Here is a 17,020-nt window from a genome sequence, read left to right on the forward strand (position 1 = left end):
ATCTATTTTTAGGTCGACAAAGAAAAAAACATAAAATAAGTATAAGCTCAGTGGCTCGGCTGACAAAATAAAGTTTGTCTACCTCCCACACTAATCTTATACAAAAACGTTGCCAGTAATATTAAGTGCACTAGCGAAGAAAATAATCCGTTCTTAAAAAGAAAAAACTAATGTTTAGAAAACTATTTCAGAAAAAAACTAGTGGGTTAATCAAGTACTATGATTTAGTTTCTTTTTGGGAAACATTAACAAAAGAAGAAAAAGAAGAACTACAGAAAAAATTCTCACTAGGCACAATGGTAAATCCGAAATCACTTTTTGAAACTAAAATTTCAGAAACTAGCCAATCAAAATTAGCATTTTTATCAAGTTTTATTTCAACTTCTAACAAAACTGATAATCACAATATATTTTCGAAAATAATCTCTCTATCTGAGCAAGTATTGCTTGAATCAAGTGATGTTGTCGACCGACATTTTTATTTCCAAAAAATTACAGCATACTACTATAAAAAAAGAGAAAATCCTAAATTTTACGAGTTAGCAAAAAAAAGCTGTTTAAGACAAATTGAAATAGCACCTGAGACAAAGAAAGTATTTTTAACTGAATATAAGGATTCACCTCTACCTTTTCATCAAGGTTATAGACAATATTCTATTATCCTTGAAAAAGAGCGTAATTTCAAAGAGGCACTTATTATGTGCAAAAAAGCAAGAGAAGAAAATTGGAAAGGTGATTAGGAAAAAAGAATCGAAAGACTAGAAAAGAAAATACAAACAACTCCGTTTTCCAATAATACTTTGAAACATGACTAACATTATATATTTAAATTTACATGAGCCAAATTGGTTTGATATAATTAGTTTAATTGTGACTGCAGGAAGTATTTTTGGTGCATATTTTATTGCACGATTTTTCTATAACGCTGAGAAAAAAGACAAAAAGATTGAAGAAATATCACTTCGTTATTCCGAATACGAATTATTAAAAATAAACTTAATTTCTATTCAAACTCCTATTTCAAAACAAATCGAATCCATAAAAAAATATTTAAACGAAAAAAAATTTAATCTTCAAATTTACCAAGAGGTACAAGTTGAATTTCTACAATTTATTTCTATTAAAGAAATATATAGAAAAATTGGATTTTCAAATAAACAAAAAATAGAAGAAATAAATATTCTTATGACTAATTTATACCCTCTATATAGCTTACAAAAATCTCTGAGGCAAGAAATTCGAAATTATATAAATAAGTATAATTTTTACGAACAAAATTTCTTTGATTACAGACTCTTGCTTTTTACAAATTATTTTAAATTATCAAAACAAAGAAGTAATGGAGTTACTACCATAAACGGAGTTAAAACTTGGTCATATGAATCTAACGATGTTTTTATGAATAAATATTCAAAACTTGTTCTAAAAACTTACAACGATCAAGAAATCATTGCAAAAGATGGATTTATTACAAGAGATAAATTAATTGACAAATTTGTAAATCCATTATTAATTTTATCATCGGAATTAGTTCTCGAGGATTATGATTCAATTGAAATAAATAATATTTGTAGTAAAGTCATTTCAGCATACAATGATATGAAAAACCTTACTAAAAATCATTTTATAGCTGTAGAAAGCTATCAACATGTTCTTGAACAAATAGAAATTAAAATAAAATTATTCTTAGAATAAATACTACAGGCAACACCGTATATAAAAAATTGCTACACGCCTACTAACTTGAAAAATTTATTATTTTTATAAAAAACAAAATACTTTGAAAAATCGCGTTTCAAAAAACGCAACTTTTCATATACAAAAACGTTGGGCAACACGGCGGACTTTACACAAAAGTCCTACTCACAGTTTATTAGAAGTTGTTTAGTTGCCTTCCCCAGTACCGAAAATTTACTCTGAAAATATTATGGAATTTAAATAATTTTGAATTATTAATTCCTCTTAGATCTTAGTTTCTTACATAGATAATCTTTGAAAAAAACTCTAACAAAATTGTACGAATAATCACTTCTTGTGAAAAAATCATGAATTATGGAATTGTGTGAATCCTCAGCACGAATGAGAATTTTTACGCAGGAAAATACTCGGACTTTTAGCTACTTTCGGAATGAAAATATGTATTTGGAAAAATTTTTCATCATGAAAACTAAAATTATGTAAATGCGAAAGAATTCTTACTCAGTCCGAAACTCGGCTGTGTGTCCGCAATGCCCAACACCGCATAAAGCCAATGTGGGAAATAGAAAAAAATTGAAAATTATTTATTATTTAAAAACGTTCACTTAAACTTATTCCCTATTTTTAATCACAAATTAAAAAATAAAAAAGTTTAAGCTAAGTGCTAGGTTGAAAATTTACGAATTTTAAAACCCCACACTGCCCTTATGCAAAAACGTTAGCAGCAAGCAGTACACGAAAATTTATTGACAAAAATGCATCAAAAAATATTTTTATTGATTTTAATAAGTTTTATAACAATTGGATGTGATATACCTGGTAAAATTGAAGTCAACAACAAACTGAATGAAAGAGTTATTATCTCTTATTCTAATAAAAGCAACAATAAAGAATCTGACTTATATGAATTCAAACCGAATAAAAAAGGATATATAATACTTGGATTCGGAACAAAATGGGACGAAAAATTTATTGAATATTTCCCTAGTGAAATTATTGATACTATAAAACTGAAAATCGGAACCAAAGAATACTTCTGTGAAAACAATAAATGTAAAAAACAGATTTTCAACAAAGCAAATAGGAAAAACAAGAAAGCAATGAAAATTACTATTGACTCGAATCTAATTAATGAATCGTTTAATGAGAAATAATTTCAAATAGAATATTGAGTCTTTAACGAAAGAAATTAACTGAATAACCTAATACGACAAAAAGCAGCAGCTAACACCGGCTATAATAAATTGCTTCACTCCTATTTGCATTCAAAATTATTTTTCTAAATTACGGTCTTATAAAAGCTATGAAACTAAAGGTACGCAGTTTTAAAACACTCACTATGTTTTGGCTCAAGTACTGGTCGGTTCGGTTCGCCAAAACGGGTCGTTTTAAAACAGCCAAACGCAACTTATCATAGCCAAAAACGTTACCAGCAATATGAAAAATGATTAATTCTAAAAATTACAATAATTACAAAGACACGGTTTCTATTATAATTAAATTTATAAAATCAGAAAACAAACTCATTAAAGAACTGTTTGAATCTCCAGGGACTGACCCTATTGAAAATCTAAAGAAGTTAGAATTAAAGAGTGATAAAATAAAATTTAACAGTTTAAAAATAATGCTTTCTGACCTTATTATTTGGTTAAAAGATTTCCATCAAGAAAGTATAAAAAACCTAAACACGGAATTATTAAAAAATAACTTTAACACGATTGAATTACTCACGAATGAACTAAAAAAAATTGATTTAAAAGTATTAGAAAGAGGATATATAAAAAACGATAATGAATATTATATTATCAAAAATGTCGTCGAGTATAAATCAGATTTAAAATTAAGAGAGTTATTAATCGATTACGAATTGAAATAAATAGCTGTGAAAGAAACATCAAGGAAATCCTTCATGAAAATTACCATTCCTATTTTCTCCATAGTTCTAATTCTTATTCAACTAAGCCTATCCATATATACTCATTTAAATCAGACAATCCTGATCTTTATGAATTAATTTGTTTTGCAACTAAATACAATTCTTTCTTTCTATTTGTACTAATAATCGGATTATAAGAAATTTCACTAAAACCAATTACTATTAATTTTTAATTTTAATAATAGTCGGATTTAATTTCCCTCTATATATTCCCATAAAAGAGTTTTCATCCGGAGTATATAATACCGCTTGGTTTACAAGCATTATAATTTTAATTCTTATAATAATACGAATAGGAAAATATAGTTGTTCGAAGAAAATTGATAAACTGAATGAAAACAGCAGGTAACACCGTATAAAATTAATGTGGGTTTTTATGATTTTCCCAAAGTTTCTGGTCTGTTTATATTGTCGCTTATTCTTATTTAAGTATTTTTAGGTCGACAAGATAAAAACATAAAATAAGTATAAGCTTGTGACTCGGCTGACAAACTTACGATCGTCTACCTCCCACACTAACCTTATACAAAACCGTTGGGCAACACGGCGGACTTTATATAAAAGTCCTACTCACAGTTTATTAGAAGTTGTTTAGTTGCATTCCCCAGTACCGAAAATTTAATCTGAAAATATTCTGGAATTATTAAATTCTCTTGATTTTTAGTTTCTTATGGAGTGAATATTTTACAAAAGAATATTCCTCATAAGATGGTAGGAATTATCACTTCTTGTGAAAAAATCATAAATTATGGAATAGTGTGAATATTCAACACGAATGAGAATTATTACGCAGGAAAGTACTCAGACTTTAAGCTCCTTGCGGAATGAAAACATCTATCTGAAAAATATTTATTATCATAAAAACGAAAACTATGTAAACACTAAAGAATTCTTACTCAGTACGAAACTAAGCTGTGTGTCCGCAATGCCCAACACCGCATAAAGCCAATGTGGGATATAGAAAAAAATTGAAAATTATTTATTATTTAAAAACGTTCGCTTAAACTTATTCCCTATTTTTAATCACAAATTAAAAAATAAAAAAGTTTAAGCTAAGTGCTAGGTTGAAAATTCACGGATTTTAAAACCCCACACTACCCTTATGCAAAAACGTTGGGCAACATACCTGAATTACGTTTTGAATAAAAATGCATCATGAAAAAACTAATATTAAAATTACTGTTTATATTCTTTTTTATTTCAAATATTAATTATGCTCAAATATGGCCATTTTCTCCTATGGTTCGATTTGGAAACACTGTTTATTACAAACTTGAAGGTAAAGAAAAAATTGAATTAACTGGAACGAATACAAGGACTGGAAAGGTTATTGAAAACAGATATTTTGACATTATATTAAAAAACACAGATATAAATATTAAAATAAATGACTCGATTTTTAATTTTAGTCAAAAAACTAGAACGGAACCTAAAGATGAAAAAGAGATTTTGTTCTATTCACGGAGGAAATTAAAAAACAATTATTTGAAAATTAATTATTTGAAAATAATAGAAATTAATGAAAACTATATAACTGCTGAAGCTTCAGTAAAGTATAAATCTGGAAAAAATAAACGTCGAAAAGAGATTATAGAAATTGACAGAAATCAAATTAATGGAGTTTTTATAGGTGCAGGTGAAAAATACAGTAAAACGCTTTTCGGAATAGGAGTTTTAGTAGGAGTTACATTTGTAGTCATTGTGAATTGAAACGTAGCCCAACACCGTATATAAAAAATTGCTACACTTCTACTCTGTTGAAAAATTCAGTACTTTTATAAAAAACAAAATACTATGAAAAATTACGTTTCAAAAGACGCAACTTTTCATATACAAAAACGTTGGGCAACATAAGTAATGAACGAAAACAAAAAAAAATCCGATAGACAATATGCGGCATATATGGCACGTAAATTTTTTAGTGGACAGATTTCCCAACACCAAGTAATAGACAGTTTCCCTAATTATGATAACGATTCTAAAATCGAACTTCTCTTTAACCGAATAATTAACAAACCTCGAAAAAACTGGTTTTTTGGTGTTTCCAAAAGTAAATATGAAAAATATATCACTGAAACATTTAAGACTATAAATGAACTCGAAGAAAGAATAATAAAATAGACTATGACAACAACAGAAAGAATGCAATTTTGTACAATTTGTAAAAATAGAAAAACTGACTTCAAAATTGGATTGACTTGTAGCTTAACAAATGAGAAACCTGACTTTGATGATAAATGTGAATCGTTTATCAAAGACCAAGAAGAAGCAGAAAGAAAGTTAACCCAAAAACTTGATGCAGCAGGAAATAATAACTCTAAAAATGGGTCATTAAAACCTAAACGAAATATCCTTTACGGTATTTTAGTATTAATTTTTGGCTTAATTATTTTTCTAGTTCATATGATAGTAGGAACAGTAATTATAATTAGTGGAATTTCATTTATCATTAGAGGGAATCAACAAAAAAAAATATTAAAAAAGGATATAGAATTTAACAAAAATCTTTAATTAAAATAACGTTGCCCAACACCGTATAAAATTAATGTGGGTTTTTATGGTTTTCCTAAAGTTTTGGTTTATTTATAAAGTCCGCTTAAACTTATTTAGCTATTTTTAGATCGACAAAAATAAAAACACAAAATAAGTATAAGCTCAGTGGCTCGGCTGACAAAATAAAGTTTGTCTACCTCCCACACTAATCTTATACAAAAACGTTGTGCAACATTAAATAAAACAGTCTGCATTTGAAACAACTTATCTTGATTTTAATATTTAACCTGACTATTGGACTTGCTTTTTGTCAAGGCTTGTATTTAGGTATTGACAATAATCCAGTTTTAAACATGACTGAATCAGATTACTTGAATACTTTATTAAAAAATCAACGACTTGATTTTGATTTCAAAGAAAAGAAAACGGCATTCATATCTGTTGATTTTGGAATAAACCTGAGAAGTAAAAATGACTACTTTAAATATTATTACAAAAAGAATGAAATTTCCGACTGTAACAACAACAAAATGATTGTCCTAGATTCAATTCAACGAAAAGAAACAAATGGATATGATGTTCTAGTTCTTATGGACACTCAAAAAAAAGATATTAATGAAAAAATTATCGAAAAGGTGATTAAAAGATTGTCGGAATGTGAGAAAGAAAAACCTTCTAACTTATTTCAACTTGGACTTGATGAAAACCCCATTTTGACAAAACTAGAATCAGGTTATTTCAATAGAGTGTTTAAAAACAATAAGATAAACTATGATTTTACTAAATTAAAAATCGGATTCTTTTACGGAAATAATGGTTCGAGAAGTCAAACTAAAAAACAGTATTTTGAATCAGTTAAAAATCGACTAGAGAGTTGTGTAAGTGCATCAAATGACATTGTGATAAAATTGACAGATGAGGAAAAATCAGAATCAGGTGGCTATGATTTGATTATTGTATCCTGGTCTAAAATATTACCTTCAGAAAAAAATAAAACGAGAATGATTAAAGAATTGAAAAACAAGAAATAACGTGGCACAACATCGTATAAAATTAATGTGGGTTTTTATGGTTTTCTCAAAGTTTATGGTCTCTTTATAAACTCACTTACACATATTTGACTATTTTTAGGTCGACTAAGATAAAAACACTAAATATGTATAAGCTTAGTGCTAGGCTGATAATCTAGAGATTATCAACTCCCACACTAACTTTATACAAAAACGTTGTGCCCAATTTATGAACGAGAGTTACGAAATAGAAAAACCTACTTCTGATTTAAATTTCTTTACAATCGGAATTAAATATATTGTATTATTCATTGTTCTCTTTTTAGCAAGTTGGATTGTCATTCCATTATTAGTTTCTAAAGGTAAACCGACTAGAGTACACACAACTGCTGAACTTTTATTTGAAAATCCATTGTGGTCGAGTCTCATAATTTCGATTGGAGTTATAACTTGGTTTATCTATCGGACTAGAAAAAAATATAAATTCGGAGAAGTTTTCAAAATTGATTTTAATGACTTTGACCAAAAACTAGAGATTAAAACTGTTAACCTAGCAAATAATCAGGAAAATGATAATCATTACGATTATAAAAACTTAAGCTACGATATACAAACCAAGGAAGACTCTCTTTTTGGAAAACAAAGGGTTTTAATTATAAAAAATTATGACAGAACAGTTCACGAAATAAATTTTGACAGAACAGCCTGGTGCAGAAATGAACGATTTGACAAACTAATTGAAAAAATAAAAACTGGGCACAACACCGTATAAAATTAATGTGGGTTTTTATGGTTTAGCCCAAAGTTTTAGTTTATTTATAAAGTCCGCTTAAACTTATTTATCTATTTTTAGGTCGACAAGAATAAAAACATAAAATAAGTATAAGCTCAGTGGCTCGGCTGATAATTCACGAATTATCTACCTCCCACACTAATCTTATACAAAAACGTTAGCAAACATTAACTACTCAAACTCAACAAAGGAAATAATTGAATTTGGAAATCATAAATTATAGGAAATGACTGAAATTAAAGTTGAGAAAAACGAGGAAAATGAACTTCCAATACCACACATTTGGAGACCGATTTTTAAGGAAATTGTAAACGGTTTTGTGAAAGGAGATTATAATTTAATTTCAGAAATAAAAAACGTGAATCCGATTTCAAATGAAACTGCTGAACAAATCAAAGAATATATTGAAGATTATGGAGAAGAATTAGTTGAACTTCCGAATGAAACTTGGAATTCATCAGTTTATATTTATTATAGAAATTATTGGAATGTACTTATAGACCTTTATACGAAAGAAGAAGGATTGAGCGATTTAGTACTGAATGCTGAAATAAGAGAAAACAATAATGAATATTCAATTGACATTCAATTAGTTTATGTGCCTTGATAATGTATTTACGAAGTAAAAAAATCACTCAAAACCTGAAAATAACCAAAAATTTTATTATTTGAAAAAAATATTTCTAATATTTATTTTTAGTTTTTTAACTAACATTTTGGTTTCGCAAGAAATCCAATCTGAATATGTGTATAAGAAAGAAAAGACAAAACAGAAATCTAAAAGTGGAATTAAATGGAATTATGTCGATTCTGACAGTTTAGTACTTTATAAAGACGGAACTTTTCATAGAACAAAATTCTATCATTATCACGAAATATTATACTCGGAATTAAAAGGAGAATGGAAAATTGAAAAAGAAACTCTTATTCTGACTATAAAACTGGAGAAAGAAAGTAAATCGGATAAGAAATGGAATGAAATTAATTCGACCATAACTTACCTAATAAAAAAGCGGAAAATAAAACCAATAAATGGAATTGAATTCTACGCAATACGGAATTTGAAACTTGTGAAAAAATAAAAAACGATTTGCTAACACCGTATATAATTTATTGCTGGCTTCTTGCCTACTTACGAAAGTCTTTGCGTACTTTCTTGGTCGGTAATTATTAACTAAATTAGTTACTTAAAACACGCAACAAATCATATACAAAAACGTTGTAAACAATACCTAAACTGAATTTCGAAAAATGAATTTGGACGAACTGACAAAAAATATTCGGAAAATTTCCAATGAAGAAATAGTTCAAAAATTAGCCGAGAATATTCAGGAATGGAAAACGGATGAAAGAAATGCTGTTGAATTAAGAGATAATGTTGAGCGATTTCTTGGCAATACGTGGATTGAAAAGCGAAATGACTTTGACAAGATTTACGGAATGTGGACTGAATTTAGAAACTCGGCAATTGATGGAATTACCGGAATGACTATGAACGAGAGACTATATTGGTTTGGTCTTTTTGACTTATTTGACAATGCAAAGAATGACGCTGAACAGGAAAAATTTTATGAGAAATTAATGGCGAAAAAATAAAAAGCATAGTTTACAACAACGTATATAAAAAATTGCTACGCTCCTACTTAAATTGAAAAATTCATTACTTTTATAAAAAAACAAAATACTATGAAAATTCGCGTTCCAAAAAACGCAACTTTTCATATACAAACACGTTGTAGCACATAGCCCCGAAAAAAATGATTGAATTAATACTTTCAATTTTAGCCGATTTTGGAATAATTCTAGGAGATTTCAAACATCGTAGAAAAGTTTCAAAAAAAGAAGCTATAGACGGAAATAAAAGACCATTTCAAAAATATTTATTGCAACCATCGAGTATTGCTATAATTCTAATATTTGTTATAGGTAATATTATAGGTTTTGTGTTTTTTAGTTATCAAGGAAATTCGGTGCTACCGAAAGAAACAAAAAAAGAAATTTCTGAGATTTCAGAAAGAATGGAAATGTGGAATGAAAAATACAACTCATACCCCGAGACATTAAGTGAGATAATTGGAAATAACCCTTTAAGAAAACTCTGGGAAAATGATTCTTGGAATCGACCATATGAATACTCCACAACTAATAACAGAAAAAAATTTTTAATCATATCAGCAGGTTTTGACGGGAAATTTGGAACCGATGATGACATTAAATCAGAATAAAACAATAAAATAATGGGAATATTTACCTCTATACCAATATATGCTAATCTATATAAAAACAAAGCTAAAATATGTAGACTTGACACCGGACAATGTATCACAAGAGAATCCAAAGAAAAATTCTCTAATTCAAGAGTTTTACTAGGTGAATTTGAAATTGCAGAAAATTTCCTAAAGAATATAATTACCGAATTAACAAAAGATAACTTTTTGGCCCCTTCTTTAAAGGTAATAATTCATCAAATGGAATTAACTGAAGGAGGTCTCTCCAGTACCGAGAAACGTGCTTTAAGAGATTCTTTCCTACATTTAAATTCAAAACATATATTTATTTACGAAGGAAAAAACGAGCTTTCACATTCTGAAGCTCTTTCTCATATAAATAACTTTTAAAACGTGCCACAACACCAAATAAAATTAATGTGGGTTTTTATGGTTTGCCCAAAGGTTTTTTCTTTTTTACAATGTCGCTTTTACTTATTTGTGTATTTTTAAATCGACAAGATAAAAACATAAAATAAGTATAACCTTGTGGCTCGGCTGACAATTTTTCGATTGTCTACCTCCCACACTAATCTTATACAAAAACGTTGTAAGTAATTACCCGAAAAAATCATAATATGCCATTAAGCTCGAATTCAATAATTCATTTCACCTCTAGTCTTACCAAACTAAATAGTATAATCGAAAATAATTTTAATGTCCAATATTGTAGAGAAATTATTCATACTAAAAGTGATTATTTAGATATTATTGTCCCAATGGTTTCATTTTGTGACATTCCTTTTTCTCAAATTTTATCGCATATAAATAACTACGGGAATTATGGAATAGGGTTGAAAAAAAGCTGGGCAGAAAAAAATGGTTTAAACCCTGTGTTGTACCTAGATCAAAATTCTTCATTATCAAACCATTTCATGAAACTACAGCAAACAATAAAAGGTGAATCAAAAAAAATAAAAATTACGGAATTATCCGAGGAAAAAAAACTTGCATTTGATTGTTTTAGATATTTAAAGAATTATCAAGCTGATTTAAAAAGAATTGGAAAAAAAACTATAAAAGATTATCGCTTTTCGGATGAAAGAGAATGGCGTTACGTTTTAGACCCAACTTTAAAACATTCGATTTTTGGAAACATGAAAAAAATTAATGAAGAAAATATTCAAGGAATGAAACAGAAATATAATTTAAAAATTCAAAAGGAGAAATTAACTTTCACTCCAGACGATATAAATTATGTTATTATAAAAAAAGAATCTGAAAGAAATTCAATCATAAATAAAATTGAAAAAACTAAATCTAAATATTCAATGGAACAAGTTAAAAGACTTACAAGTAGAATTATTTCTGTTGAACAACTCACAACTGATTTTTAAAAACTACTTACAACACCGGCTATAATAAATTGCTTCGCTCCTACTAGTTTTTACAATATTATTTCTAAATTGCATCAAACTAAGCTATGAAACTCGCGTAAAACAATTTTAAAACACTCGGGCAGTTTTGGCTCAGCTTGTTTGCGGTTCGATTTCGCCAAAACAGGTCGTTTTAAAATTGCCAATCGCAACTCATCATAGCCAAAAACGTTGTAAGTAAGCTGGAAAAAGTAGAGATATGAAAAAAATCGGAATTTATTTAATATTAATTTTATTGTTAACATCCTGTAAGAGAGATTTTGAAATAAATATAAACCCGAAAAAAACATCTGAAAATAAATTTAAAACAGTTGTAGAAACTAATTTTCCTGAAAATACTATATTTTCAATCACAGTTGAGAGGTTATATAAACGAAAAAACAATCCTAACATATATGGTGGAACACATTTTTTCTCTAGAGAATTTCCTGTAAAAAACGGAAAGATTGAATTTTCTTTTGAAGTTAATGACAAAAAGTGGATTAAAGATTACAATCAATATCGGGAAGATGATAAAAAAAATGAATTCCCAAATAAGGAATTGACTGAAATAGATTTTGATTCTATAAAAGACTCATTGGAAATATCAGTTTTTTATAATCCAATTTTTGAAAGAGATGAAAATGTTAAAAAAATTGTTGGAGAAAAAGGAAAAAATTTAAGCGGAAAAGGAACAATAAAATTAGAAAATGAAAAAATATTTAGAATAACTAAAAACATTTATAACAAATTTGAAAAGTAAGCCTACTTACAACACCGTATAAAATTAATTGCTAGTTTTAGCCTATTTACGAAAGTCCTCTCGGACATTCTATTTGTGATTTATTTGCTAAATTTAGTGCTTTAATCACGCAACTAATCTTATACAAAACCGTTGGCAGTAATTATACTCTAGTGCTGAAAGAATTTTGATATACTAAAATGGAAAATGTAATAATACTTTCACTTACTTTCATACTTACTCTTGTAATAAGTTTTTCTCTTGGTATCTTGTATTTTAAAAAGAAAAATAGAGATGCAAAAAGTTTTGATATTGACTGGAATAATTTCGAGAAATCACTTTTATTGAATAATAAGGAACAAATATTTAAAACAGGAGAAAAAGTTGTTTACAACAAATCTCTCACAATGACAAAAATTAAAGAAATGGAAGTTCTACTAAATGAGTATGAACAAAAGTTTACCAAATCTACAGGAACTGAAAAATTGAAAAAAATCATAGTTAATAAACGTCTAGATTGGGAAAGGATAACAATATCTTATTCTGAATAAAATATTTTCTTGTAACCTTTATTTATATTTAATATTAATGTAAAATCAAATGAATATTCTAGACTCAATAAAAGAACTAATCAAATTGAACTCTCTGATCTTATTGTTCATTTAAAAAGAGCTGAATATTTCTACACTGAGGGTGAAATTTCACAAGATGACAACTTTTTTAACGACGTAATTTATAGAAAGAATCAAGTATTTGAAGGAATACTAAAAGAAGTATATAAAGTTATCTCAAAGCAAGAAAAAAAGAGTTTAAACACATTTGAAATAGAAAAATATTTTAACTGACTATTATCAAACATACAAAGTAATTGAAATTTACTAACAGATACTACTGCCAACACCGTATAAAATTAATGTGGGTTTTTATGGTTAGCCCAAAGTTTTGGTTTATTTATAAAGTCCACTTAAACTTATTTATCTATTTTTAGGTCGACAAAAATAAAAACACAAAATAAGTATAAGCTAAGTGGCTCGGCTGACAAAATAAAGTTTGTCTTCCTCCCACACTAATCTTATACAAAAACGTTAGGTTTAATGCAGAAACCCCATACTCATTTCCTCATTTTTATTAACAAAAAAATGCAACTCACAAAAATTGAAAATTAAGATTCGAATCTTTAGAAGTAAATCGAATCATATGTATATATTTGCATAAAAAACTATGAACTTCCTTTCGCATCAAAAAAAAAAAAAAATAAAATTACAATTATTCCTTTTTATACCATTAATAACTTCATTGAACGCTCAAGAAGTAATTACATTTGATGATTTAGGACTAACTAATGGACAGCAAACAACAGATCCATATACAGTTCTGTCAGGATCAGAAAGTTTTAAATTTACAATTGTTGAAACGACAACTCCCAACCCAGTAAATAATCATATATACCGTACGTCTAATCCAAGTGGTTGTAATGTAGGTACAGTTAATTACTTAGAAGCTGGTGGCTATAGTGCGACTAAATGGATCATAGAAACTGTTAGTGGTATTGAAGTAGACTTCGGTGATATTACATTTTTAACTTCTGCTCCTTGTTTTAATCAAACTTATTCTCTCACAATAGAGGCTTGGAAAGATGGAGCTCTTTTAGGTAGTAATCCTTTTTTACTAGAAGGTATTTCTAAAGTTTTCTCACCGACTAGCTTATTTGACAATGCAGATAAAATAATTGTTAACTCTGCTAATCTATTATCTTTAGGAATTGATGATATAAATTGGACAAATGTAGCAGCTCTAGGTCTTGATGACAATAAATATGAGCATACAGCATTGGTATATCATACCCCAGGCACCGAAATATTTTCTTTTTCCTTCCCTTCACAACAACAACAACTAATAATTAACATCTATAATATTTCTGGACAATTAATTTCTACAAAAACCTACTTCAATAGTAATAATATAGACATTGAACTTAAACAAAGTAGGGGAATATACATTGCAAAAACCTTAAATAAAAAAGGACAAACCACGACTAACAAATTAATTGTTTTTTAGAAAAAATCAAGAAATTCAATTAAAAACAAAAGCACTAAAACCTAACACCGGCTATAATAATTGCTAAATTCCCATAAGCGTTCAAACTTTTATTTCTAAATGACGGTCTTATAAAAGCTATGAAACTCTAGGTACGCAGTTTTAAAACACACACAATGTTTTGGCTTAAGTACTGGTCGGTTCGGTTCGCCAAAACGGGTCGTTTTAAAACTGCCAACGGCAACTTATCATAGCCAAAAACGTTGCCAGCAATTACCACTATTCGAAATGTATTTTATAATTTTCAACAAAAAATTAAAATACTGAGATTAAGTGTTAATAACTAGTCTTTTAAGTTAAAAACAATTATAAAACTGAAAGTAAATTTATTGTAATTTTATTTTTATAATAAATAGAAAATATAGCCTTAAATGGAAATAGAAGATAAATTATGGACTTTAGTTAATGACTCAAAGTTTAAAGAGTTTTTAATTAATATTAAGGTTAGAGAATTTCAGCACAAAGAGAGAAATCTGAATTTATTTATGGCTATAACTTCTTCAGGAAGTATTGCTGCTTGGACAATTTGGAATGACTTATCATATTTATGGGGAATAATTATTGCTGCCTCACAAGTTGTAACCGTAATAAAACCATATTTTCCATTCCATAAGTTCACTAAAGAATTCAATGCTAAATTGAGAAAAATAGAACTTTTGAATATAGAAATAGAAAAATTATGGTACGATGTTTCGAAACAGAATATCAAATCAAATATTGCTGAAAAAAAGTATTTTGACTTTAAAAAGAAATTAATCGATATCGATAATTTTAGAGACGACACAACTTTTAAAATAAACAAAAAAACGGAAGAAGAGGCTAATAAACAAATGCAAATCTTCTTAATGAATAATTATAATGTAAATTTAAATATTGAGAAAAATGGCTAAAAAAGGACAGAAAACACCTAGTGGTAACCAGCAAAAACCGGTTATTGGAGAACAAGTAAATTTATCATTACCTAATTTTAGTTTTAAACCACCCAAACCTCCGAAAGTAAGCAATAATAAAAAATAACTGCAGGCAACACCGTATAAGGTTAATGTGGGTTTTTATGGTAAACTCCAAAGTTTTGGTTTATTTATAAAGTCCGCTTAAACTTATTTATCTATTTTTAGGTCGACAAGAATAAAAACACAAAATAAGCATAAGCTCAGTGGCTCGGCTGACAAAATAAAGTTTGTCTACCTCCCACACTAATCTTATACAAAAACGTTGGGCAACACGGCGGACTTTATACAAAAGTCCTACTCACAGTTTATTATAAGTTGTTTAGTTGCATTCCTCAGTACCGAAAATTTACTCTGAAAATATTTAGGAATTTTAATCTTGTGAACTTATTAAATTCTCTTGATTTTAGTTTCTTACGTTGTGAATCTTTTACAAAAGAATATTCCTTATGAAATAGTACGAATTACCATTTCTTGTAAAAAAATCATGAATTATGGAATAGTGTGAATCCTCAGCACGAATGAGAATTTTTACGCAAGAAAATACTCAGACTTTTATCTACTTGCGGAATGAAAATATGTATCTAGAAATATTTTTTATCATAAAAACGAAAATTATGTAAACACGAAAGCATTCTTACTCAGTCCGAAATTCGGCTGTGTGTCCGCAATGCCCAACACCGCATAAAGCCAATGTGGGAAATAGAAAAAATTTGAAAATTATTTTTTATTTAAAAACGTTCACTTAAACTTATTCCCTATTTTTAAACTCAATAAAAAAAATAAAAAAGTTTAAGCTCAGTGCTAGGTTGAAAATCTACGAATTTTAAAACCCCACACTGCCCTTATGCAAAAACGTTGCAAGTAATAGCGGAATTCAGCGCAGCAACACTCATTTTGAATAAAGCTAAACAGAAAATCAAAAATGATAAAAAACTTTTTTAGAAATTTTCTTAAATCAAGAAAAAGTGACTTTTTGAATAAAGACATTTTTTTTAATCTTTCGGAAGAAAATAGAGAGAAAGTTGTTCAAAAATTAAATCCTTATGAAAAAATTGAATGGGAAATATTTAAAGAAGTAGAAAAAAAATTCATTCAAGAATATGGAAATCATGAAGCTATTGGAAAAATTTTTTGTGGACTATATCCTGGAGTTGGTCCTTTTAATTGTTTGAATGTAAACATCAAAAAAGGAAAACAAAAAACTAAGTTACCTAAATATTACTATGGTTTTCCGGTTATTAAAAAATATGAAAGTAATAGAAAATAAAATACACTTTACTAATGATTTTTCACAGAATTTCTCACTTATACAAAGTTTGAAACTCTTTAAATTTAAAATACTGAAAACAACTCGAAAACTGAGCTGAACTTAACTTTAAATAACTGTGTGGTTTTCTCAATTAAACGAATTAAAAAAACCTGAATTGAAACAGAAAATGGAATTTTAAAAAACAGGAATCTGTTAAAATGCAAAACTACTACTTGCAACACCGTATAAAATTAATGTGGGATTTTATGGTTTTGCCCAAAGTTTTGGCTTGTTTATAAAGCCCGCTTAAACTTATTTATCTATTTTTAGGTCGACAAAAATAAAAATATAAATTAAGTATAAGCTTGTGGCTCGGCTGACAATCCACGGATTGTCTACCTCCCACACTAATCTTATACAAGACCGT

General features: G+C 28.0%; 20 protein-coding genes. All 20 read left to right on the top strand.

Annotation, left to right across the window (positions count from 1 at the left end; genetic code table 11):
* Window positions 1-170 precede the first annotated feature (170 nt).
* The 20 genes from AC2DZ0_RS03675 (at window position 171) to AC2DZ0_RS03770 (ending at window position 16,611) form a co-directional block, all read left to right on the top strand.
* Complete coding sequence (locus AC2DZ0_RS03675; protein ID WP_484643746.1) at window positions 171-740, top strand: hypothetical protein; 570 nt, start codon at window positions 171-173, stop codon at window positions 738-740.
* Window positions 741-807: 67 nt separating this feature from the next.
* Complete coding sequence (locus AC2DZ0_RS03680) at window positions 808-1,695, top strand: hypothetical protein (protein WP_484643748.1); 888 nt, start codon at window positions 808-810, stop codon at window positions 1,693-1,695.
* Window positions 1,696-2,453: 758 nt separating this feature from the next.
* Window positions 2,454-2,852: a hypothetical protein gene (locus tag AC2DZ0_RS03685; RefSeq protein ID WP_484643750.1), complete on the top strand. Its 399-nt coding sequence runs from the start codon at window positions 2,454-2,456 to the stop codon at window positions 2,850-2,852.
* A 290-nt stretch (window positions 2,853-3,142) separates the two neighbouring features.
* Window positions 3,143-3,574 carry a hypothetical protein gene (locus AC2DZ0_RS03690; protein WP_484643752.1) on the top strand — a complete coding sequence of 144 codons (432 nt, stop codon included), beginning with the start codon at window positions 3,143-3,145 and terminating at the stop codon, window positions 3,572-3,574.
* A gap of 1,215 nt (window positions 3,575-4,789) precedes the next feature.
* Window positions 4,790-5,344, top strand: a complete 555-nt coding sequence (locus tag AC2DZ0_RS03695) for a hypothetical protein (protein ID WP_484643754.1) — start codon at window positions 4,790-4,792, stop codon at window positions 5,342-5,344.
* 414 nt (window positions 5,345-5,758) lie between these two features.
* Window positions 5,759-6,145: a hypothetical protein gene (locus AC2DZ0_RS03700; protein WP_484643756.1), complete on the top strand. Its 387-nt coding sequence runs from the start codon at window positions 5,759-5,761 to the stop codon at window positions 6,143-6,145.
* 236 nt (window positions 6,146-6,381) lie between these two features.
* On the top strand, window positions 6,382-7,158 hold the full coding sequence (locus tag AC2DZ0_RS03705) for a DUF8192 domain-containing protein (protein WP_484643758.1): 777 nt from the start codon (window positions 6,382-6,384) through the stop codon (window positions 7,156-7,158).
* A 208-nt stretch (window positions 7,159-7,366) separates the two neighbouring features.
* Entirely contained in the window at window positions 7,367-7,909 is a 543-nt protein-coding gene (locus AC2DZ0_RS03710) for a hypothetical protein (RefSeq protein WP_484643759.1), read from the top strand.
* A gap of 247 nt (window positions 7,910-8,156) precedes the next feature.
* A complete protein-coding gene (locus AC2DZ0_RS03715; protein WP_484643760.1) occupies window positions 8,157-8,537 on the top strand; it encodes a DUF7668 domain-containing protein in 381 nt (126 codons plus the stop codon).
* A 61-nt stretch (window positions 8,538-8,598) separates the two neighbouring features.
* Entirely contained in the window at window positions 8,599-9,012 is a 414-nt protein-coding gene (locus AC2DZ0_RS03720; protein ID WP_484643762.1) for a hypothetical protein, read from the top strand.
* Window positions 9,013-9,181: 169 nt separating this feature from the next.
* A complete protein-coding gene (locus AC2DZ0_RS03725; protein WP_484643763.1) occupies window positions 9,182-9,526 on the top strand; it encodes a hypothetical protein in 345 nt (114 codons plus the stop codon).
* Between the two features lie 161 nt (window positions 9,527-9,687).
* Window positions 9,688-10,155, top strand: coding sequence for a type II secretion system protein GspG (locus AC2DZ0_RS03730; protein WP_484643765.1), 468 nt, complete (start codon window positions 9,688-9,690; stop codon window positions 10,153-10,155).
* A gap of 12 nt (window positions 10,156-10,167) precedes the next feature.
* Window positions 10,168-10,548: a hypothetical protein gene (locus tag AC2DZ0_RS03735; RefSeq protein ID WP_484643766.1), complete on the top strand. Its 381-nt coding sequence runs from the start codon at window positions 10,168-10,170 to the stop codon at window positions 10,546-10,548.
* Between the two features lie 227 nt (window positions 10,549-10,775).
* Complete coding sequence (locus AC2DZ0_RS03740; protein WP_484643767.1) at window positions 10,776-11,534, top strand: abortive infection system antitoxin AbiGi family protein; 759 nt, start codon at window positions 10,776-10,778, stop codon at window positions 11,532-11,534.
* Between the two features lie 238 nt (window positions 11,535-11,772).
* Window positions 11,773-12,315 carry a hypothetical protein gene (locus tag AC2DZ0_RS03745; protein WP_484643768.1) on the top strand — a complete coding sequence of 181 codons (543 nt, stop codon included), beginning with the start codon at window positions 11,773-11,775 and terminating at the stop codon, window positions 12,313-12,315.
* 179 nt (window positions 12,316-12,494) lie between these two features.
* Window positions 12,495-12,845: a hypothetical protein gene (locus AC2DZ0_RS03750; protein ID WP_484643770.1), complete on the top strand. Its 351-nt coding sequence runs from the start codon at window positions 12,495-12,497 to the stop codon at window positions 12,843-12,845.
* A gap of 670 nt (window positions 12,846-13,515) precedes the next feature.
* Window positions 13,516-14,352: a T9SS type A sorting domain-containing protein gene (locus AC2DZ0_RS03755; protein ID WP_484643772.1), complete on the top strand. Its 837-nt coding sequence runs from the start codon at window positions 13,516-13,518 to the stop codon at window positions 14,350-14,352.
* Window positions 14,353-14,762: 410 nt separating this feature from the next.
* Window positions 14,763-15,281, top strand: a complete 519-nt coding sequence (locus tag AC2DZ0_RS03760) for a hypothetical protein (RefSeq protein ID WP_484643774.1) — start codon at window positions 14,763-14,765, stop codon at window positions 15,279-15,281.
* Window positions 15,274-15,408 carry a hypothetical protein gene (locus AC2DZ0_RS03765; protein WP_484643776.1) on the top strand — a complete coding sequence of 45 codons (135 nt, stop codon included), beginning with the start codon at window positions 15,274-15,276 and terminating at the stop codon, window positions 15,406-15,408. Before AC2DZ0_RS03760 ends, AC2DZ0_RS03765 begins: the two co-directional genes overlap by 8 nt.
* Before the next feature lie 909 nt (window positions 15,409-16,317).
* Window positions 16,318-16,611 (top strand): hypothetical protein, encoded by a 294-nt coding sequence (locus AC2DZ0_RS03770; RefSeq protein ID WP_484643778.1) that lies wholly within the window; start codon window positions 16,318-16,320, stop codon window positions 16,609-16,611.
* Window positions 16,612-17,020: the final 409 nt, after the last annotated feature.

Source organism: Flavicella sp. IMCC45668 (genome assembly GCF_057219105.1).